We start from the raw sequence: 19,779 nt of genomic DNA, 5'->3' as shown, positions 1-19,779 counted from the left end.
TTTCCATTATCATACCAGAACCACTCGCAAGTGTCTTATTCACACCTTCTCTCCTGTGTTATAGTAAGGAAATCAACGTTTCAGAAGAACTGTAGGACGAGGATGATGGTGATGACAAATCAAAAGCTGGTTTATCTGAGTAAAGGAATACCTCAGGACAAAATCTATAACGGAAGCGAATTCCGTTCTGGCATCTGGAAAACACAAGCTGATGAGTTAATCGTCCATTCCGGACAAATCGAAGAGGATCAGGTGGCAAACCCTCAGTACCACGGTGGACCGGACCGCGTGGTGTGTCTGTATCCCTTTGAACATTATGCCCAGTGGGAGAAAGAATTTGGACAGCCTTTGTCAAATTCTGCTTTTGGAGAAAATTTGACCGTAACGGGCATGCGGGAAGACCAGGTGTGCATCGGAGACATCTACCAGATCGGAGAGGCCGTACTCCAAATTTCGCAAGGGCGGTATCCTTGCGCGACTATCAACAAGCGAAATGGAAATAACTTACTATTAAAAAGGATCGTGGAGACAGGCTACACCGGATACTTTTTTCGCGTCCTGCAGCCAGGAAGAATCACGGCAACATCCGCGATCACGCAGCTATCTGCCCACCCCGCACACATTACGGTGGCTTCTATTCACCACCTGTACTTCCATGACAAGCATCCTTCACAGGAAACGATGCAGCGCATGATTGAAGTAGCTGAGCTTGCCGAGCCTTGGCGTAAAAAGCTGCTCGAAAAGCTGCAATCGCAAGGAAAGGAATCAGTTGATGCGAATTAACAAGTTTATCAGCGAGACTGGCATTTGCTCAAGGCGCGAAGCCGACAGGTGGATTGAGAGCAAACGAGTGACCATCAACGGTGTAGTGGCCGAATTGGGAAGCGCCGTCGTCGTTGGCGATGATGTGCGTGTGGATGGCAAGCCCATTGGCTCCAAAAAAGAAGCGGTCTACATCGCTTTGAACAAGCCTGTTGGCATCACCTGTACGACAGAGCTGCATGTCAAAGGGAACATCGTTGAGTTTGTGAACCATCCTGAACGCATCTTTCCGATTGGTCGCCTGGACAAGGACTCTCAGGGCCTGATCCTCTTGACCAATGATGGCGATATCGTCAATAAAATCCTGCGAGCCGAAAACAATCACGAGAAAGAATACATCGTAACGGTCGACAAACCGATCACTCCTCAATTCCTGCAAGGAATGGCCGGAGGTGTCCGCATCCTGGGTACCATGACCAACCCTTGCACCGTAAGAAAAATAAGCGATCGCGTCTTTCAGATCGTCCTGACCCAGGGACTGAACCGCCAGATCAGACGGATGTGCTCTACCTTCGGCTATCAGGTTCGCAAGCTGGAACGCATTCGGATCATGAACATTACGCTGGGAAGCCTGAAAATCGGCCATTGGCGCAATCTCACCGCAAAAGAGCTGAGTGAGTTGAACAAAAGCCTGTAAAAGAATACCATTTCCCGACTGCCGGAACGGTATGTAAAAGCCTTGTAAAATTTACCCTTTCCGGTACAGGTTGATGAAGAAATCCAGTAAGATAAAAGACAGGATGAAGCCATGTCGCCTCGATCCTGTCTTTTTTCTCTGTCATTCCCTTGCCTGACTGTCTATTTGTCAGATCATGTGCAACCTTTTCCCGGGAAATCGACACGAGCATTCGTATGGTTTTAGCATTTGTCTAAAAATGTTTACCGTTAATGTAGTAGCTTTCCTTTTGGTAGGCGAAAAACGCGACCTCCACTTCTGGAACACCCAAGGAGAGGACATGCTTGGTTACGGCTTGTGCAAATTGATCCTGCGTCTCTTGACCACGTTCAAACCAAGCTACTTCAACAAAGGGATAGGAATCGACGATCTTGCCGTCAAAGACGCCAGTCGTTTGCAAGCATTCAATGGTAAAATTATCGGTCCCGCACTGGCAAATCGCTGCCAATTCTTCCGTTAAGGGCTGGCTGATTACCGCCATTTGTTCTGCCTTGACTCCTCGAACCAACAGGTGTGGCATCTTCATTTCTCCTTTTGTCATCATCTTCATCTGCTTTTCATCATCTTACCTTTCCAGGACGCGTTTGGGTAGAACGTCTTGGCAGGAAAGGGTACCTATTTCGCTTCATTTGTATTAAAGTGGATGGGGACAACTTTAGGTTAAATCAATCTAGCTTATCATCAGAAAGGTGAGTATCCATGGATCTTTGGGAAATCTTCGTGGCATTCGTGTTGGGCCTTGTAGAGGGACTTACCGAATTTGCCCCTGTTTCGTCTACGGGACATATGATTATTGTCGATGATACACTTCTTCAATCCAAGGAATTATTTTCGCAGCCTGTTGCGAATACGTTCAAGGTCGTCATCCAGCTCGGATCCATCATTGCAGCTGTGATCATATTCAAGGATCGCTTTTTGAATATGTTCGGTCTGAAAAAGCTTCCTTCTGACAGCGGCCGTACTGGACAAAAATTGCGTTTGTCCCAAGTCATTGTCGGTCTTCTTCCAGCAGGGGTATTGGGTGTACTATTTAACGACTATATTGATGAATATCTCTTTTCCGTCCATACCGTAGTAATAGGGCTGGTCGTCGGTGCGTTGCTGATGATCGCGGCTGACCTGGTCCGCCCCGCCAAGCCTAAAGCTGTATCGGTAGACCAGATCACACACAAGCAAGCCCTGATCATTGGTTTGTTTCAATGTATTGCCCTCTGGCCAGGCTTTTCCCGCTCGGGCTCCACGATCTCTGGCGGTGTTTTGCTGGGATTAAATCACCGTGCTGCATCTGACTTTACCTTTATCATGGCAGTTCCCATCATGGCGGGTGCCAGCTTTTTGTCACTCTTGAAAAATTGGCAGTATATTACGATGGATGCCCTTCCGTTTTTTATCGTCGGTTTTATCAGCGCGTTTCTATTCGCTTGGCTGGCTATTCGCTTTTTCTTGCATCTGATCAACCGCATCAAGCTGATCCCGTTCGCCCTGTATCGCATTGCGCTGGCTGCACTGATTTACTTTGTCGTTTTGTAGGACGGTGGACGCCCCTTCATGAAAGGCTTTGCTTGATGACTTCTTTTTCGATATGATTACCGTTATGAGTAAAGTGTTGTTCGGGGGGCTTGTCCTTGTTATCGTCATCCTACCAAAAACGTCGTTTGACGTCTGTCCAGATCATCGTGTTTTTCTACGTCGGATTGATTCTTCTTTCCACCATTCTTCTATACACACCCATATTCCATAATCCCGGTGTGTCGATCTCGTTTATCGATGCGATGTTTACATCGACCAGCGCAATCAGCGTTACAGGACTTACAGTCGTTGCCGTGCACGAGATTTTCAACCAATGGGGCCTTCTCTATCTGACCTTGCTGTTTCAAGTAGGCGGGATCGGCATTATGACCTTGGGTACTTTCTTCTGGCTGTTAATGGGGCAAAAAATTGGTCTGGAGCAGCGCATCTGGATTGCGACTGACCACAATCGTTCTACGTTGGCCGGATTGGTCAGCCTGATGCGAAACATCCTGGTGCTGGCTCTCTTGATTGAACTGGTAGGGACGATTCTCTTGGGGACCCACTTTTTACTGAGCGGCTATCATCATGATTGGTATACAGCCTATTTTCATGGTTTTTTTGCCTCCATCAGCGCCTTCACCAACGCCGGCTTTGACCTGTACGGCAATTCCATGCAGAGCTTTGCCCACGACTACATCTATCAGGCAATTATCATGCTTCTGATCGTGTGTGGCGCGATCGGCTTTCCCGTATTGGTGGAAATCCGTACGTATCTGGCCTATCGTCGAGCGAAAATGCGCTTCACCTTCTCGCTGTTCACCAAGGTGACGACGCTCACGTTCTTTTCGCTGGTTGTCTTGGGAGCTGTGCTCATTTTCCTGTTTGAGCGAAATGGAATTCTGCAAGGAATGAAATGGCATGAAACGCTGTTCTACTCCCTATTTCACTCGATTTCCTCCAGAAGTGGCGGACTCTCTACAATCGATATCAGCCTGTTCACAACTCCTACACTGCTCATGCTGGCCAGCCTGATGTTTATTGGCGCCTCCCCCAGCAGCGTAGGCGGAGGGATCCGGACGACGACCTTTTTTGTACTGGTCGCAACCGTCATTACGCACATGCGCGGCTTCAAAGACGTGAAGGTCTTTGGCCGGGAGCTCGTGGAAGACGACATCATACGCTCGTTTATCGTCTTTTTTGTCGCGATCTTCCTGGTATTCTCGGCAGTCATCCTGCTCGTCTGGCTGGAGGATCTCCCCTTCCAGCACGTCTTGTTTGAGGTATGCTCCGCTTTCGGTACGACAGGCTTGTCTTCAGGCATCACATCCGCGATGGGCGTCCCTGGCAAGCTGATCCTGATCCTGATGATGGTCATCGGGCGGATCGGGATTATCAACCTGCTGCTCTTCCTCAAGCGCAACGACCGAATTGTTCGTTACCACCATCCTAAAGAGCGTCTCATTATCGGGCAGTAAGCTTGTTCTCGAGTGATGGCGTGAATGAACAAAAAGAGGCTTCCCATTGGGATAGCCTCTTTTCTTTCGTTCTGCCTTATACTTGGATTTCCTTCGTTTGATTCAGGACAGCATGCCCCTCCGCAGCTTTCTGTTCCTTCCCCTTTCCAGAACGCAGTGGAATTTCCTTCAGGAACAGCGCTAGAACCACAGCGAAAGCTGCGACGATTGCGCCTGTCAAAAAGGTCGTGGTGATGCCGTAGCTCATCGCCTCACGAATCACATCCAGCATGTGTGTAAACAAGGCTTGTGACTCTGGCGGCAGGCTCTGGAGTGCTGCCTCGATTTTCGGTTGATCCAGCAGGTTTTGCGGGTTTGAAAAAAGAGCCAGCTTTTCAGCCAGGGCAGGGTCGGCTGAGGCTGATGCTGTACCTTGCCCCATCGTCCCGGACAATGGAGTCATTTTCGTTGTCATGCTCGCACTCATCACGCTTCCCATCACGGCAATACCGATCGTTCCCCCGAGATTGCGGAAAAGCTGCGAGGTAGCGGTTGCCACCCCTAGTTGCTGAGGAGCAACGGCATTTTGAACCGTCAGAGAGAAGACTGGCATCGCAATCCCCATACCCAAGCCCAGTAGGATCATGTACAGTACGAGCTGGTAGATAGGTGTGGACGGTTCCATGAAGTACATCAGGACCATGCCGACCGTCATCACCAGCAAGCCACCGACTGCCATCTTTTTATACTTTCCTGTTTTGGTAATGATTTGTCCGGACAATGCGGAAGTGACCAGCATTGCGATGGACATCGGCATCGCCACATACCCTGCCATCGTCGGAGAAATCCCTTTTACCCCTTGCACAAAGAACGGCACGTAAATGATCGCGCCCATCATCCCCGCATTGAGAAAAAAGCCGACCAGGTTGGATACGGTAAAGATACTGTTCTTAAACAAGTTCAACGGCAAGACTGGCGTTTTTACCTTCGTCTCTACCCAGAGGAAGAGCAGCAGGGAGAGGACGCTGACGGCAAGCAAGCCAATGATTTGCCAGGAATCCCAAGCGTATTTGTTTGTCCCTTCTCCCGCCCATGAAAAAGCATACCCCCCAGCAATCAGCTTGTCAGCGAGACTGGTGACCGCTCCTGGCGTGATATCCAAACGCTCCGCAATGGCGGATACCTTCTGAGGTCCATGCGCGTGCAGGATTCGCAAGATTAAGGCTTGAGACCTTTTGCCCATCTCAGTTCGTTCTGAATTTGACACATGTTTCCCTATCTAGCCTACATTTTTCGCTAAATAACATATTTTCGTTTGACATTACTAAACATAAAGAAATATTCTTACATGTAAGAAAGAGATCAATAGGGGGAAATCATCATGAAAAAAGCACTTGCCTGTGCCACGGGTCTCGCCTTGCTGTTCGGGATCTTGACCGGGTGCTCCACCTCTCAGGGCACTGCACAACCTAATGAAAATTCTCAATCAGGAGCAGCGGCCGAAGCCAAGCCAATGGTCTTGCATTGGAGTATCAATAGCGAACCACCGTCTCTCGATCCGGGGATTGCTGTCGATGCCGATTCTTTCGATATGATCTATGCCGCTTTTGAAGGCTTGACCAGCTATGACCTCAATGGAGAGCTGACGAATGCCACCGCCGAAAGCTTTACCGCCTCTCCTGATTTCACGAAGTATACGTTTAAAATCCGCCCAGATGCCAAATGGAGCAATGGCGATCCGGTTACCGCCCACGATTTCGTGTACGCGATCAAACGCAATCTGGATCCCAAAACAGCCTCCGAGTACGCCTATCAGCTTTATTACATTAAAGGAGGAGAGGAGTACAACACTGGAAAAGGCAGCGCGGATGATGTCGGTGTCAAAGCCTTGGATGACCATACCGTAGAGTTTACGCTGAAATCACCTACGCCGTTTTTCCGTGAATTGACCTTCTTCCCGACCCTGTTTCCTCTGCACCAAAAAACCGTTGAGTCCAATCCTCAATGGGCTGCTGAAGCAGCTACAATTGTAGGTAATGGACCCTTCATCATGGAAGAGTGGGAACATAAGGTCAAAATTGCCTTCGTTAAAAACGACAACTATTGGGACAAGGAGAACGTCAAGCTGGATCGCCTGGAAATCTCCATGATCGATGACAACAATACCGCGTTCTCCATGTTTGAAAACGGCGACCTTGACTGGGGCGGCTATCCTGCTTCGACACTGCCTCCTGATGTCATTCCTTCTTTGAAGGATGCGGGAACCCTGATGGTAGCCAGCAATCCAGGAACTCAATCTGTCGTCTTCAATACGACGAAGCCTCCTTTTAACAACAAAAAAATCAGACAAGCTTTTTCCTACTCTATCGATCGCCAGGCGATTATTGACAACATCCTGCAGACAGGAGTTCCCGCCGCATACGGCTGGGTACCGTCGTCGATGGGCCTGAAACCGGAGGGCTTTTTCAAGGAAGATCCGCAGAAAGCCAAGCAGTTGCTCGAAGAAGGGATGAAAGAGCTGGGGCTGACCACATTCCCAAGTGTTACGTATACCTTTGACACCACGGACATGAACAAAAAACTGGCGGAAGCCCTGCAAGACCAATGGAAGCAAACTCTGGGTGTAGACGTGAAGCTGTACACAGCGGAACTGAAGGTATACCGGGATATGCGCTCTCAGGCCAACTTTGACATGATTCGCTTCCAGTGGGGAGCCGACTTCAATGATCCGATCAACTTCCTGGAGATGTTCCGCGACAAAACGGGTGGTAACAACCATCCAGACTGGGAACATCCGAAGTTCAAGGAATTGATCGACCAAAGCTACTCCGAGCCGGATCTGGAAAAACGCAAGCAAATCCTGCTCGAAGCTGAGACAATCCTCATGGAAGAAATGCCGCTTGCGCCGATGAATTTCCGTGGAAACCCTTATGTAAAAAATGACAAGGTGAAAGATTTCGTGATCTTCCCGCTTGGCGGCGCGTACTTCAAGTATGCATCCGTAGCTGAATAGGTATGCCAAAACAACAGGCTGCACAGCTGAAGACGAACCGTCTTCCGTGCAGCCTGTTTTCTATCCTATTCTTATTGTCTCAACTGTTTGCCCAGCATGTTCCACAGCCACATGAGGACAATAGCCCCTATCGCCCCTGCGAAGACATTGAAGCCAGCCAGCATCCACAGCCAGTCGCCAAGAATCAGATCGCCCAGCCAGCTCCCTAAAAGCGCTACAATCAGCGAAGCAAGCCAGCCATTCCCTCCTGCCTTACCAGTCATGAGCATGTTCATTCCCCACCAAACGAGCAGACCGACCAAACCACCAATAATCCAATACATGAGGACATTCCACCTTTCCAATGATGGTAACGCTTACAGAACTGCGATTTTCTTGAATTCTGTTTTGTTAGCATCATATTGAAAGGAGAGAAAAATGGTCACGGACATCTGCCCGCTTGGGTCCAAAAAAAGCGACAGCTCCTCCCTGTATGGAAGACTCTGTCGCTCTCCTTTTATAGCCTTTTTCCTACTTAATTCGTATATAGCTCTGGACGTCTGTTCGCTACGCTCGGTAGTTTGCCGCGCACGCGCTGGATGCGGTCCAGATCCAGCTCGGCTACCAGCAAGGTCTCTTCTTCACCTGCGCTCGCTACGATTACGCCCATCGGGTCCACAATCATGCTGCGCCCTGCAAAAATATTCCCCACTTGATCCGCTGCACAGACAAACATCGTATTTTCGATGGCTCTCGTCCGAACCAACGTCTCCCAATGATCTTCCTTCATCGGTCCAGCTACCCAGCCAGCCGGTACGAACAGCAGATCCGCTCCTTGCAAGGCAAACTGTCTAGCGATTTCCGGAAAGCGAACCTCGTAGCACACGATGAGTCCGATCTTGCCGAATTCGGTCTCGATGATTTCATAGGGAGTGTTCCCAGCGGCGATGTAGTCCGATTCCATATAGGAAAACGCATCATAGAGGTGGGTTTTGCGATAAGCCTTGATGAGCTCTCCAGAACGATTGAAAAACACAGTCGTATTATAGGCTCGATCCTGATCCCCTTCAATGCTTTCGTACACCCCGCAGACGACATAGATGCCTTGCTCACGTGCAGCTTGAGCCAATCCGCTTACAAATGGGCCATCCAGCGGTTCTGCTACTTCGGAAGGGCGCACACCAGACTTTGGCGTAGCCGCCGCGCTGTACATCTCGGGAAAAATGACAAAATCCGCCCCGGCTGCTTTTGCTTTTCCTACGTATTCAACCGCTTTTTGCAGGTTTTGTGTCTTATCTAAAGTGGAAGTAAGTTGTGCAATCGCTACTTTCATCTTTTCTCCGCCTTTCTTGGCTGTTTCATAAAAAGGGTCGTATGAATGTAGGTATTATTATACCTGATTTTTGATCTGAATGATGGGATTTGCATAGAGAATTATCGGCACAATTACAAAAATCGCCACAATATAGTCGCGCACGAGTTAAGGGAATATTTTACTATGTAGGTGTCAGTTTTCCTTTTTAATTACCTAATAATCGACAGCAGAAAAAAGATCAAGAGTACATCACCTATATGGCCTATCACGATGAAGCCTGGCATGAACAGGGATCGGCGTTTCCGTAACTTGTCGACGCGTCAATTTTTCCAGCAAAATCTGGTCGATACCATCAAGAAGATTCTCGATGAGACTGCATTATCGGCGGAATATCTGGAGCTGGAAATCACGGAAAGCATGACGATCAATGAAAGTCACGCCATTGAAATCCTACAAAGCATCAAACAGCTGGGGGTCAAAATCGCGGTCGATGACTCCGGTACGGGATACTCTTCCCTGTAGCCATTATCTCGGTTTCGATTGCCCAACAGCTGCAAATTGAAGACATACAGGAACGGACGATTTCCTACAGCAATACGCTTCATATTGTCAGTTCGTATTCGTAACATCCTCACAAACCAAAAAAAGAGTCAAGATGTTCACCGCAGCGAACACTTGACACTTTTTATTTGAACCAGCCTTTTTCTTTAATGCGCATGATCGCTTCAATCCGGTTGCTCACATCCAGCTTGTCGAGAATGACGGAAATGTAGTTGCGCACCGTTCCCGTCGTGAGGTATAGCTCACTGGCGATCTCTTTGGTGTTCTTGCCATCTGCCATCAGCAGCAGCACTTCCTTCTCCCGCTCAGTCAATGGATTTTCCTGCCCGTAAGCCTCATCCACCAGCTCCGGAGCATAGATGCGTCTTCCAGCGATGATGCTGCGAATCGAGCTGGCCAGTTCCTCACTGGGACTGTCTTTGAGCAGATAGCCGTGAGCACCTGCCTTCAAAGCCCGCTCGAAATACCCCGGACGTGCAAACGTAGTCAAGATCATGACCTTGCACCCAGAGCCCTTGAGCTCTTCCGCTGCATCCAAGCCGCTTTTCACAGGCATCTCAATATCCATGATGCAGATGTCTGGCTTATGGAGCATCACCAGCTTCACGGCATCTTCCCCGTTGCTCGCTTTCCCGACAACCTGCATATCATCCTCCAGATCGAGCAGGGATGCCAGAGCCCCCAGCAGCATCCGCTGATCCTCCGCAATGACGATCCGTATCATCTCCCTGCCTCCTTCTCTGGTCTTTTGAGGACGTTTGGTACCCTGATCACGATGGTCGTCCCTTCATCGGTGAAAATTTCCATGCTCCCGTTCACGAATTCCAGACGTTCCTGCATCCCTCGCAAGCCGTTTCCTTTCACGTAAGCGGACTCGGTAGCCAAGCCTATGCCATTGTCTTTCACACAGACGACCAGCTCTGTACGTGATGGCTGAATCCGGATCTGGCAGCTGGTCGCATTGCTGTGCTTTACGATGTTGGTCACTGCTTCCTTCAGACACATGCTTACGACGTTCTCCGTGATCAACGAGATGTTCGTCAGGTTAGGCTCACCTTCCAGCGTGAGTTCAATCTGCGCTGCGTTAAAGATCTGCTTGATCCGAAAGAACTCATCCTCCAGCCTCGTCCCCCTCATTTCTGTGACCATTTCCCGTACCTCTTTTAGCGCGATCCTAGCCGTTTGACGTATTTCCTTTAACTCGGTTTGGGCCTGCGCCGGATTCTTGCTGATCAGCTTGGTTGCCAGGTCGCTTTTGAGTCCGATCAAGGATAGCTTTTGCCCCAGTGTATCGTGCAAATCACGGGCAATCCTCTGCCTTTCCTCCAGCTTGACAAGCTCCGATATCTTCTTGTTCGCGTCCTGCAGCTGTCCTTCCAGCTGTTCATGCTTGTTGCGGTTATAGGTGGTGACAGGTAGCAAGATCACAGCGATCAAACTGACGAGAACGAACGGCAATTGTGTAATGATATCCGGGTTTCTCAAGATAAAGCCCAGGTTGATCGTCACGATGGTACCGACCAGATGAATCGTATACAGTGTGATGAAGCCTGCTTTATTTTGAATATTCCCGATAAAAAAAGCGAGAAACAACGAGAAGTACACGTAGCCGAAATACACGGTCATCGTAATCGAGATGACAATTTGAAGACTGGTCCACACGTAGACCTGCCAGCCTTTTGTCAGCAAAGAAAACACATAGCAGACAAAGAAACCAAGAATCATGGAGATTCCAAATGCCACCTCGTACGTGGAAGACGACCGAAAGATAAAGTAGAAAGGCAATATAAAGAATACAACCCACACATAGGGATTCAGCCCGGTACCTTTGTGAAAAATTTGAAACCACTTCTGCATCCGCTTCCACCTTTTCCGATAAAACCTCTCGGGCATTGAAAGTCCCAATAACGTAAGTGTATACGAATCAGTCCGGTTGTGCAGGCTTATTTTCCTTCCAATCAAGAGCTTTTTCGTGTCTGCGGCTTTTCCGCTAGCGCCACTTGACTGGCTCTGGGCTTCCAATCGCGAAAACTGACAAACGTTTTGTTCTGTTCATCCCATAGTCGAAATTGAAGAGACTTCAAACTGGATTTCAACGTAATGGTAGTAGCTTGCTGCAATGGCGGAGTCGAATGATGCGCTTTCTCCAGATTGTAGTTCGGAACTTTTGGACTCAGATGGTGTACATGATGAAAACCGATGTTCCCGGTGATCCATTGCAAAGGCTTCGGCAATTGATAGTAGGAGCTTCCTTCCACTGCAGCCTTGACGTAGCTCCACTCTTCTTCATTCTCAAAGTAGGAATCCTCGAACTGATGCTGTACATAAAACAACCATATTCCAAACAGTCCGGACAAATAGAAGATTGGTCCCTGAATCAGGAGGAATGTTTCCCAGCCCACAGCCCAGCACATGACAAGGTAATAGGCAATCAACAGAACATTGGTCAAATACGTATTGAGACGCTCTCTGTTTTTAGCTCCCTTGCGATTGAAACGGTACTGAAACAAAAAGACATAGATCGGTCCCAGTCCAAACATCACAATAGGGTGGCGGTAAATGCGATAGGCTATTTGAAGCCAAAATGGAGCTGATTCATATTCGTTTACAGTCATAATCCAGATATCGCCCACTCCGCGTTTATCCAGATTGCTGCTGGTGGCATGATGGATCGCATGGGCGTTTTTCCATTGCTCATACGGAACGTGGGTCAGGACACCTGTAATCGTGCCCAGTATATCGTTGGCCAATCGGTTGTTGAAGAACGATTGATGGCAGCAGTCGTGAAAAAGAATAAATGTCCGGATCATAAAACCACTTGCGACGATGAGGATCGGCAGCGTAAGCCAGTAAGATACGGATAGGCTAAGATACGCTGCGTACCAGAGCAGCACGTAGGGAACCAGTGTATTGAATATCTGTCTGATGCTTGCTTTGGTATCTGTTCGCTCAAAAGGAGCAATCTTTTTTTTCAATTGCGCAATGTTGGATTGATGCATGACATATCTCCTCTTCGCTTAGACGTCTTAAGAAGTCAACTAACGCCAGCCACAGTCTCTTTACCTTTATTGTAAAAAGGAATGCCCGTCTGATGTAGTCATAAACGTCAAGAGAAGGATATGACAAATGTCATATAGACAGAAAATATTCTCAATACAATTGACTTTTACTGCACATGTTGCCCTCTTCTGTCAATCGCTCTATTTTTCTTGACCTAAGATTCCGATATTAATGGTAGAAGATGATTGCCAGTGTTCAGGGATTTGTAATGATGGCCGTTCCTCATTTTATATCGCGGTATACCCTTCAAATGCGTCACCATGCCGATCAAGGACGAGAACGATGTGATCGTTGGCTCCTTCGGCATCGCCTGGTCTTTGGATCAACAAGAAAAAATCTCTTCCTCGGCTGAGCATTTGGCTGCCTCGCTGCAACAGATTTCTGCTTCGATTGCCGATATTGCTGAGAAAGCGCAAGCGATTTCATCCACGCAGGAATTCATCGTCAACCTGATGGCAGACATGAAGGAATACGCCAAGAAAACTTCTGAAATCAGCCGCTTGATTGACGAAATCTCCAACCAGTCACATCTCCTCGGATTGAATGCAGCGATTGAAGCAGCACGTGCCGGAGAACACGGCCGAGGCTTTGACGTCGTAGCGAATGAAATTCGCAAACTGGCCCAGCATAGCCGGGATGCCGTTAAAAATATTGAGCAAAGTCTGAAGGATATCAATACTGCCATTAATGACGTGTCTACGAAGATGAATGAAAGCGCCCAGATGGTTCATTCTCAAGCAGCAGCTACAGAAGAAATTACAGCCAGTGTGGAGGAGCTGAGCTCCTTGTCCCAAAGCCTGCTGGATTTGGCGAAGTAAAAGGTTTGCCATAGCAAAAAATGAAGTGCACCTCTTATACAGGCGGGATCGATTCGCTCGACCCTCCAGTCAGGTGCACTTCATTTTGTTTAGGTTGGTATGTCTCCTAGCCATGTACCAAGAGCTCTTTGAGCAGCTTGATTTGCTTTCTTTCTCCCGCCATCACCAGTGTCATTTCAGCTTGGAGCAGATCGTCCGGTCCGGGATTAATCTTTTGCTTATTCTTTTCTACGATGGCCAAAATCGTCGCACCTGTGCGCTGACGCACTTGCAGGTCTGCAATCGATTTATTGATACATTTAAAATGCGACTCAACCTTGTACCACTCGATGATGAGCTCATCCAGGGAAACCTCAATCGTTTCCAGCGCTTTCGGCTTGTACGTCATGCCACCAATAATGGCGGCTATCTGTCTCGCCTCATCATCGTCCAAGGTGACCATCGAAATGCTTTCATCCGGATCGTCTTGATCAAAATGATACATTTCCCGTCTGCCATCATCATGAATGACAATGACCATTTTATCTCCTGATCTGGATTCCACTTGAAACTTTTTCCCAATGCCAGGCAAATCTGATTCGCGAATAATATCCATCTTTGCGCATCCTCCGTTCCGTTAGGCTTGATTTTTCACTTTTTCCTGTGGCTTGCTCCATTTGAATATCTTATTTAAGCCATTATAGATATGCTTCGACTCTTTCGCAGACAATGGCCCTAATATGGCTAATATCAACACATAGAGAGCGGATAAAGGCTTCAAGATGGGCATGAGACCTGCCGCAATCCCCAGGTTTGCCACGATAATCGTAAATTCTCCGCGCGCCATGATGGTAAGACCGATATTTAATGATGCCTTGTGGGAAAGTCCAGCATTTCGTCCCGCTATCATACCAGAAATGACATTACCTAGGATAGTCAAAAATGCTGCTATCAAAGCTAACCAAATCGCATCTCCCAGAGTCAAGGGATCAATGCTCAATCCAAAGCTAAAGAAGAAGACGGCACCAAAGAAATCACGGAAAGGCACGACCAGTTTTTCAATGCGTTTGCTATGGTCGGTCTCCGAAAGTGCCAGACCAAATAACAAGGCGCCAATTGCTTCCGCTACATGTAGCGTTTCCGAAAAACCGGCAACGAAAAACAATGCGGAGAAAACAACAATGATAAAAATTTCATTGGAAGAGATGTTCAGGATTTTGTTCAGGAATTTGGTACCCTTGCGAGCGATCACGAAGAACAGCAGCATATAACCGATCGAGATGCCGACGGAGAGCAGCATGCCTCCGATGGAAGTCGCACCGCCAAGCAGCAGTCCAGACATGACGGACAAGAATACAGCCAGGAATATGTCATCAAACAAAATCATTCCTAGAATCAATTCCGTCTCCGAATTCCCTGTCCGCTTTAAGTCAACCAATACTTTGGCTACGATCGCAGTGGAAGAGACGGACACCATTCCAGCAATGATTAATGTTTCATAGATTGGAAAATTAGCGAAGTACCCATATGCCAAACCCAATGAAAAGTTCAGGAGGACATAAATGGTGCCCCCGTAGACGATATTTCTTCCTGACTTGATTAATTTGGGGACGGAGAATTCAAGACCCAGATAGAACAACAGGAATAATACACCAATTCTCCCCATAAATTCAATGATTTCTTGACTTTCAATGAAAGTAAAATCAAGAATCCCAATGGTTGGTGCGTGTGGCCCAACGAGCATCCCCAAAACAATCAAAAAAGGAATGATGGAAAATTTCAACTTGCTTGCGACTAGTGACGCGATAGCAACTAATATCAGAGCCGTTCCTACTTCAAAGATGATATGATCCATAGAATGCCCCCCATTCACTCTTTATCTTGATGTACATTGTATCAGCACTTACATCCACTTACTCCGGAAACGTATACAGGCTAATATCCCGTGCGCAAGCATGCAAGACACGAGTACAAGCAACGATTCCCTTTATTTACAAAATATTTCGTCCGGACATTAGCTTCAGTTTATATGAAGAGGCCTGGTGTTTCAAGTCACTTCTAGTATCGACAGGGGAATAGTGCTTTAATTGCCATATATTAAAGAAATTTTAGGGGCACATCACTGTAGGAGGAATGATCATCGCAATCCGGTCATACAAAACCAAAAGCCCAAGCGTATAACAGCCCAGGCTTTTCCTTTCTCATCGATTTATGACAAACCTACTCCTCCAACCAGTCGATACCTCGTCTGCTCGCCAAACCCAGCGATGAGTGGCCGACAGAGATGTTCACCACATACCATTCACAGCCATCAAAGGTCTTCAGAATCGATGCCGCCTGCAGCAGTACTTGTACCGAATTTTTCCATCCGACTCATCCTCTTTCCTGTGAACGAACTGATTCTCCATTGCTTCCAGATCACTGTTGGCAGAGAGCATCTCCTGGTAGTACGAAGCCATTCCTGTCATGACCTCGACCATCCTGCTGATCAAAATCTGCGGCTCTGCAATCCGAATGGCCTTGCCGTAGGGAAATAAGAAATACGGTACATAGGTCAGCACTGATTCGATGTTGAGTCCAAACTCTGCAACATTTGCCGTTCTTTTGATGAGCGTGTGGCCAAATAACCAGTGCTTGCACAGTTCATCCAACACTTGCTTTTCCCCATGTATACAGACCTTCAGCAAAGATGACGCCTGATCGGAACCTGGCAAGAGCTGACCCAACAAAAAATCCTTGGCTGAAAAATGAGCCGGACGTTGAAAGCTGTGATCGGATGGCTCCAAATCGATGATCCGATCTACACGAAAACTGCGAAGCTCCTGCCGCAAATGACAGAAGCCCACTGTATACCAGCTTCCCTTCCAAAAGGAACCTCTGAAAGCCCCATTCATGACCGATTACACCGGGCTGGATGTGCTTTCCCACTCCCCTTTTTTCTTTGGGTAAACAGAAAAGATGCAGTCTCCAAATGGCTGCACCTCTCTCTTGCCTGTTATTACGTTGTTTTAATGGTTTGTTGTGCTGACCGTTCCCTTCAGTGCCTTTTGCATATGCACCAGCTCTTGGGCCAGATTGCTTATTCTGCTCAGCACGTCTTCGTCGACGATCTCGTTTTGCTTGTTGAAATGATCCGCATGCGCATACACAAAGCCTGGAGCCACGTATGCACGGAAATAGCCAGCGATGGGCTTCAACTGATTATCAATCACGAGATAGTGCTGATAGGTTCCGCCATTTGCTACAAAGCCCATCACCTTGTTGCGCAGGTCCTGTGGCGGGATATGGTCGAACAGATTTTTCAATGCCCCGGTCAGCGAACCCTGGAAAATCGGCGTTCCAATGAGATAGAAGTCAGCCGATGAAACGAGGTCGATCACTTTTTTCGTATCATCCGGGTATGTCGCAGGATCCCTTCCGTCACACAAGGACATCTTGTAATCCCGCAGGTCCAGCATTTCCACTTCAATCTCTGGGGCCAGCTGCTTCACTTCATCCAATACCTTTTGCACGAGGATGCTCGTCTTGGCTCCGATGATTGTTCCTGATATGCCTAACAGCTTCACTTCGACAACCTCCTTTTCCTTGCCATCTGTATTCGTATTTTGCTGATCGTATTCAGACTACGTCGTCAGCCCCAGCAATCGCGGCACCAGCAGAACAGCGTCTGACCAGTAGGTGATGATGAAAAGAATGACAATCGCCACAATCAAGAATGGCATAGTGGCTTTGACCAATCGCTCGAACCTCACTTCCGCGATGGAGGAGACGATAAAGAGTCCCGTTCCGACTGGAGGTGTCAGAAGTCCAATGGTCAGGTTGATACAAATGATTACCCCGAAATGGATCGGATCGATCTGGAAGGCTGTCACCAGCGGCATCAGGACCGGAACCAGAATAATCAAGGCTGCAATTCCGTCCAGAATCATCCCGATCAGCAATAGGAAGATATTGACCAGCAGCAAGAAGACAAACGGGCTGTCCGAGATCGAGAGCATCGAATTGGCGATCAATTGCGGAATTTGTTCAAAAGCAATCATCCAGCCAAAAATGTTAGCCATTGCGATCAGGAAGGTGACTGTAGCCGTGCTGATTACGGTATTGATGAAAATTTGCGGAAGCTTTTTCAAGTCAAGCTCCCGATACAGGAACGCCCCTACGATAAAGGCAATCAAACAGGCAATCCCTGCGGACTCCGTCGCTGTAAAAGCACCGCTTAAAATCCCGAAAATAATGACAATAGGAACCAAGAGCGCAGGCAATACACTGACTGTACTCTTCACCATTTCTTTTGCAGTAGCGCGCTCACTTTTGGGGTAGTTGTTTTTATAGCCCATGTACGCGATGAGTGAGATGAAACCGATTCCATAAATGATTCCGGGAATAATCCCGGCCATGAACAAACCGCCAATGGAAGAGCCGGACAAGGTTCCATAGATAATAAAAATCATGCTGGGCGGAATAATTGGAGCAATGATCGATGAAGCAAGGGTCAAGGCAGAGGAAAACTCCTTGTTATACCCTTCCTTCTCCATCTCCGGCACCATGACTTTGCTCATCATCGCTGCCTGCGCATTGGCCGATCCCAGGATGGAAGCGAGGAACATGTTTGCAACAACCGTAACATAGGCCAGCCCCCCGCGTACGTGACCGATAAACACGCGTGCGAATTGAACCAGACGAGTGGTAATCCCTCCTCCATTCATCAATTCACCAGCCAGCATGAACAATGGAACCGCCAACAAGCCGAAATTCTCCAATCCGGAAAACAGGCGCATCGGCGTAGAGGTAAGGAGCGTCGTATTCCCCACCAGAAAGAAATAGCAGATGGTGATCATACCCAAAACCAGAGAGATCGGAATGCCCATCAACAGGAATAGAAGGAAGAGTAGAATCACTAAAACTGTCAACGGACTTCCTCCTCTCGGAATAGATCGATGAGATTAGACAGAATATGGACGGTAGCAAAAGTAAGCCCGATCGGCACCGCACTAAAAGGAATCCACATCGGCATCAAAAGTGCGCTTGATTTTTGAAAGGCAACTCCTGGTGAAAACACCCACTGGTAGCTGTAGTAAAGCAGCAGGGCAAAAAACAGCAGGACCAAGATGTTTCCTGCAATCAACAGCATCTTCTGTGCCTGCTTGGGCAAGTAATCGAGCAGGATGGTCACAGCGGCCTGGGACTTGTACTTCAGTCCCAGGCTGCCGCCGATAAAGCTGACCCAAATCAACAGATATACCGACACTTCTCCCGCCCATGAAAAGGGCGCATTAAGCAAATAGCGAAATACGACTGCTAGTATGACGACGACGGCCATTGCGAACATGAGCACAATGCCCAAGAGCTTTTCGATTCTGGATATGCCATCGCTCAATGCTTTCATCTTTGTTTCCCCCTCATGAACTATTTGCGGAATGTATCGATAAACTCTTGAATGAGAGGATCTTTTGGACCGTATTTTTCATCAAATTGTTTTGCGTATGGAGCAAACAGGGCTGGATCGATTTCATACATTTTCATGCCGTTGTCACTGAGCGTCTTTTTGAATTCCTCTTCTTGCCCTGCTCTCGTCGTAGCAGAGAAGTTAGCCGCAGCATCGATGGCATCACGGATGATTTGCTTGTCCTCATCTGGCATCTTGTCGAAGTTCGCTTTACTCGCCATTGCTACCGCCGGCCAAACCATGTGATTAGTTACAGCGCCATATTTGACGACTTCATAGTACTTATTGGTGATCGCAGCATCCAGGTCCATGTCCATACCGTCGATTACCCCGGTCTGTACAGCAGAGTACACCTCAGGCAATGGAAGTCCCTCGGTCGCAGCACCTGCAGACGTGTAGAAGTCAGTCAATGGCGGGCTTGGCGTTACACGAAGCTTCAGTCCAGCCATATCCTCAGGCTTCAGTACTTCTTTGTCTTTAAACAGCATGACGCGCTGTCCGGCGAAGAAGTAGTCGAGTCCGACCAATCCCTGCTCTTCCAGCGTACCCAGAATCTTTTTGGATACTTCTTCTTTGCGCGCTTTGTTGGCTTCATCGAGATCCTTGAACGCATATGGAGCCAGCCATGCAGCGTAGGAAGGAGCACGAGAGCTCAGATAGGCAGCAGTAATAAATCCAAAATCAACAGAACCAGAAGCGATCTGTTGCACCATGTCTGCTTCCGTGCCCAGCTGGCTGGACGGATAAATTTCCAGCTTCATGCGTCCGCCGGAGCGTTGATCCAGCTCTTCCTTGAATTTTTCAGCGGCCAAATGCCACATGTGTGTAGGCGGTGTGATATGTGCCAGTTTGAAGTTGTAGGTTGGCTTGTTTGCTGCATCCCCAGTAGTAGAACCCGTTGCTGGCGCTGGTGCTGGCGTAGCTGTCGATGAAGCCCCGCCGCCACAGGCAGTTGTCAACAACATGGTCATGGAAACAGCCAACAGTGATGCTCCCCATTTCTTGAATCTTTTCATTGTCTACCCCCGAATGATTGAATTTTGTGGTATGAATGGCCAAACCAAGCATTCTTTCAGTATTTACTTATTATTTAAACTCTTCTGATTGTACTGAAACCAATGGAATACCTATGTAAATTGCTTAA

20 protein-coding genes and 2 pseudogenes are annotated in these 19,779 nt (G+C 48.0%); 7 read left to right on the top strand and 15 right to left on the bottom strand.

The window, feature by feature from the left end:
- The first annotated feature begins 111 nt into the window (after window positions 1-111).
- Together EDM52_RS11520 and rluF are read left to right on the top strand one after the other, a co-directional pair.
- On the top strand, window positions 112-783 hold the full coding sequence (locus EDM52_RS11520) for an MOSC domain-containing protein (protein WP_122909123.1): 672 nt from the start codon (window positions 112-114) through the stop codon (window positions 781-783).
- Entirely contained in the window at window positions 773-1,459 is a 687-nt protein-coding gene (gene rluF / locus EDM52_RS11515) for a 23S rRNA pseudouridine(2604) synthase RluF (RefSeq protein WP_122909122.1), read from the top strand. The genes EDM52_RS11520 and rluF overlap by 11 nt, the downstream gene beginning before the upstream one ends.
- Before the next feature lie 232 nt (window positions 1,460-1,691).
- Here the strand turns inward: rluF and EDM52_RS11510 are convergent, their stop codons facing one another.
- Window positions 1,692-2,018, bottom strand: a complete 327-nt coding sequence (locus EDM52_RS11510; protein ID WP_122909121.1) for a DUF1904 family protein — start codon at window positions 2,016-2,018, stop codon at window positions 1,692-1,694.
- Window positions 2,019-2,197: 179 nt separating this feature from the next.
- Between EDM52_RS11510 and EDM52_RS11505 the strand changes: the two genes are divergently transcribed.
- Both EDM52_RS11505 and EDM52_RS11500 read left to right on the top strand, forming a co-directional pair.
- Window positions 2,198-3,028, top strand: coding sequence for an undecaprenyl-diphosphate phosphatase (locus EDM52_RS11505; protein WP_122909120.1), 831 nt, complete (start codon window positions 2,198-2,200; stop codon window positions 3,026-3,028).
- Window positions 3,029-3,123: 95 nt separating this feature from the next.
- Complete coding sequence (locus EDM52_RS11500; protein WP_122909119.1) at window positions 3,124-4,485, top strand: TrkH family potassium uptake protein; 1,362 nt, start codon at window positions 3,124-3,126, stop codon at window positions 4,483-4,485.
- 76 nt (window positions 4,486-4,561) lie between these two features.
- On the opposite strand, the pseudogene EDM52_RS11495 reads toward EDM52_RS11500, so the two are convergent.
- Window positions 4,562-5,566, bottom strand: a pseudogene (locus tag EDM52_RS11495) (MFS transporter); the annotation flags it as partial.
- A gap of 12 nt (window positions 5,567-5,578) precedes the next feature.
- Window positions 5,579-5,707: pseudogene (locus EDM52_RS25830) on the bottom strand (MarR family transcriptional regulator); the annotation flags it as partial.
- 138 nt (window positions 5,708-5,845) lie between these two features.
- On the opposite strand from EDM52_RS25830, the gene EDM52_RS11490 reads away from it, so the two are divergent.
- Window positions 5,846-7,477, top strand: coding sequence for a peptide ABC transporter substrate-binding protein (locus EDM52_RS11490; RefSeq protein ID WP_122909117.1), 1,632 nt, complete (start codon window positions 5,846-5,848; stop codon window positions 7,475-7,477).
- Window positions 7,478-7,548: 71 nt separating this feature from the next.
- Here the strand turns inward: EDM52_RS11490 and EDM52_RS11485 are convergent, their stop codons facing one another.
- Entirely contained in the window at window positions 7,549-7,800 is a 252-nt protein-coding gene (locus EDM52_RS11485; RefSeq protein ID WP_122909116.1) for a hypothetical protein, read from the bottom strand.
- Between the two features lie 191 nt (window positions 7,801-7,991).
- The gene (locus tag EDM52_RS11480; protein ID WP_122909115.1) at window positions 7,992-8,789 is read right to left on the bottom strand and encodes a carbon-nitrogen hydrolase family protein; all 798 of its coding nucleotides are present in this window, start codon (window positions 8,787-8,789) and stop codon (window positions 7,992-7,994) included.
- Between the two features lie 252 nt (window positions 8,790-9,041).
- Here EDM52_RS11480 and EDM52_RS11475 point away from each other — a divergent pair, with 252 nt between their 5' ends.
- Complete coding sequence (locus EDM52_RS11475; protein ID WP_122909114.1) at window positions 9,042-9,293, top strand: EAL domain-containing protein; 252 nt, start codon at window positions 9,042-9,044, stop codon at window positions 9,291-9,293.
- Window positions 9,294-9,456: 163 nt separating this feature from the next.
- On the opposite strand, the gene EDM52_RS11470 is transcribed toward EDM52_RS11475, so the two are convergent.
- From EDM52_RS11470 to desA, 3 genes are all read right to left on the bottom strand, one after another.
- Window positions 9,457-10,056, bottom strand: a complete 600-nt coding sequence (locus tag EDM52_RS11470; RefSeq protein WP_122909113.1) for a response regulator transcription factor — start codon at window positions 10,054-10,056, stop codon at window positions 9,457-9,459.
- On the bottom strand, window positions 10,053-11,189 hold the full coding sequence (locus tag EDM52_RS11465; protein ID WP_122909112.1) for a sensor histidine kinase: 1,137 nt from the start codon (window positions 11,187-11,189) through the stop codon (window positions 10,053-10,055). The genes EDM52_RS11470 and EDM52_RS11465 overlap by 4 nt, the downstream gene beginning before the upstream one ends.
- Window positions 11,190-11,290: 101 nt before the next feature.
- The gene (desA, locus tag EDM52_RS11460; protein WP_122909111.1) at window positions 11,291-12,331 is read right to left on the bottom strand and encodes a Delta(5) desaturase DesA; all 1,041 of its coding nucleotides are present in this window, start codon (window positions 12,329-12,331) and stop codon (window positions 11,291-11,293) included.
- A gap of 321 nt (window positions 12,332-12,652) precedes the next feature.
- On the opposite strand from desA, the gene EDM52_RS11455 reads away from it, so the two are divergent.
- A complete protein-coding gene (locus EDM52_RS11455) occupies window positions 12,653-13,210 on the top strand; it encodes a methyl-accepting chemotaxis protein (protein WP_122909110.1) in 558 nt (185 codons plus the stop codon).
- 106 nt (window positions 13,211-13,316) lie between these two features.
- On the opposite strand, the gene EDM52_RS11450 is transcribed toward EDM52_RS11455, so the two are convergent.
- From EDM52_RS11450 to EDM52_RS11420, 7 genes are all read right to left on the bottom strand, one after another.
- Entirely contained in the window at window positions 13,317-13,805 is a 489-nt protein-coding gene (locus EDM52_RS11450) for a cation:proton antiporter regulatory subunit (protein ID WP_122909109.1), read from the bottom strand.
- Window positions 13,806-13,826: 21 nt separating this feature from the next.
- Window positions 13,827-15,044 carry a cation:proton antiporter gene (locus tag EDM52_RS11445; protein WP_122909108.1) on the bottom strand — a complete coding sequence of 406 codons (1,218 nt, stop codon included), beginning with the start codon at window positions 15,042-15,044 and terminating at the stop codon, window positions 13,827-13,829.
- Between the two features lie 466 nt (window positions 15,045-15,510).
- Complete coding sequence (locus EDM52_RS11440) at window positions 15,511-16,083, bottom strand: helix-turn-helix transcriptional regulator (RefSeq protein ID WP_122909107.1); 573 nt, start codon at window positions 16,081-16,083, stop codon at window positions 15,511-15,513.
- 114 nt (window positions 16,084-16,197) lie between these two features.
- The gene (locus tag EDM52_RS11435; RefSeq protein WP_122909106.1) at window positions 16,198-16,755 is read right to left on the bottom strand and encodes an NADPH-dependent FMN reductase; all 558 of its coding nucleotides are present in this window, start codon (window positions 16,753-16,755) and stop codon (window positions 16,198-16,200) included.
- Window positions 16,756-16,812: 57 nt separating this feature from the next.
- Window positions 16,813-18,099 (bottom strand): TRAP transporter large permease, encoded by a 1,287-nt coding sequence (locus EDM52_RS11430; protein WP_122909105.1) that lies wholly within the window; start codon window positions 18,097-18,099, stop codon window positions 16,813-16,815.
- Complete coding sequence (locus tag EDM52_RS11425) at window positions 18,096-18,575, bottom strand: TRAP transporter small permease (protein ID WP_122909104.1); 480 nt, start codon at window positions 18,573-18,575, stop codon at window positions 18,096-18,098. Before EDM52_RS11425 ends, EDM52_RS11430 begins: the two co-directional genes overlap by 4 nt.
- A 20-nt stretch (window positions 18,576-18,595) precedes the next feature.
- Complete coding sequence (locus EDM52_RS11420) at window positions 18,596-19,651, bottom strand: TRAP transporter substrate-binding protein (protein ID WP_122909103.1); 1,056 nt, start codon at window positions 19,649-19,651, stop codon at window positions 18,596-18,598.
- Window positions 19,652-19,779: the final 128 nt, after the last annotated feature.

Source organism: Brevibacillus invocatus (genome assembly GCF_003710915.1).
GTDB classification, from domain to species: Bacteria; Bacillota; Bacilli; order Brevibacillales; family Brevibacillaceae; genus Brevibacillus; species Brevibacillus invocatus.
Note: the sequence above shows the minus strand (reverse complement) of the source record. Positions and strands in the feature narration are given on the sequence as shown.

Coding starts and splice junctions, on each gene's coding strand:
- EDM52_RS11480 (WP_122909115.1), bottom strand. CDS start 8,789: ATGAAAGTAGCGATTGCACAACTTACTTCCACTTTAGATAAGACACAA.
- rluF (WP_122909122.1), top strand. CDS start 773: ATGCGAATTAACAAGTTTATCAGCGAGACTGGCATTTGCTCAAGGCGC.
- EDM52_RS11490 (WP_122909117.1), top strand. CDS start 5,846: ATGAAAAAAGCACTTGCCTGTGCCACGGGTCTCGCCTTGCTGTTCGGG.
- EDM52_RS11440 (WP_122909107.1), bottom strand. CDS start 16,083: ATGAATGGGGCTTTCAGAGGTTCCTTTTGGAAGGGAAGCTGGTATACA.
- EDM52_RS11445 (WP_122909108.1), bottom strand. CDS start 15,044: ATGGATCATATCATCTTTGAAGTAGGAACGGCTCTGATATTAGTTGCT.
- EDM52_RS11470 (WP_122909113.1), bottom strand. CDS start 10,056: ATGATACGGATCGTCATTGCGGAGGATCAGCGGATGCTGCTGGGGGCT.
- EDM52_RS11465 (WP_122909112.1), bottom strand. CDS start 11,189: ATGCAGAAGTGGTTTCAAATTTTTCACAAAGGTACCGGGCTGAATCCC.
- EDM52_RS11505 (WP_122909120.1), top strand. CDS start 2,198: ATGGATCTTTGGGAAATCTTCGTGGCATTCGTGTTGGGCCTTGTAGAG.
- EDM52_RS11450 (WP_122909109.1), bottom strand. CDS start 13,805: ATGGATATTATTCGCGAATCAGATTTGCCTGGCATTGGGAAAAAGTTT.
- EDM52_RS11425 (WP_122909104.1), bottom strand. CDS start 18,575: ATGAAAGCATTGAGCGATGGCATATCCAGAATCGAAAAGCTCTTGGGC.
- EDM52_RS11475 (WP_122909114.1), top strand. CDS start 9,042: ATGAAGCCTGGCATGAACAGGGATCGGCGTTTCCGTAACTTGTCGACG.
- desA (WP_122909111.1), bottom strand. CDS start 12,331: ATGCATCAATCCAACATTGCGCAATTGAAAAAAAAGATTGCTCCTTTT.
- EDM52_RS11455 (WP_122909110.1), top strand. CDS start 12,653: ATGCCGATCAAGGACGAGAACGATGTGATCGTTGGCTCCTTCGGCATC.
- EDM52_RS11510 (WP_122909121.1), bottom strand. CDS start 2,018: ATGCCACACCTGTTGGTTCGAGGAGTCAAGGCAGAACAAATGGCGGTA.
- EDM52_RS11520 (WP_122909123.1), top strand. CDS start 112: ATGACAAATCAAAAGCTGGTTTATCTGAGTAAAGGAATACCTCAGGAC.
- EDM52_RS11485 (WP_122909116.1), bottom strand. CDS start 7,800: ATGTATTGGATTATTGGTGGTTTGGTCGGTCTGCTCGTTTGGTGGGGA.
- EDM52_RS11420 (WP_122909103.1), bottom strand. CDS start 19,651: ATGAAAAGATTCAAGAAATGGGGAGCATCACTGTTGGCTGTTTCCATG.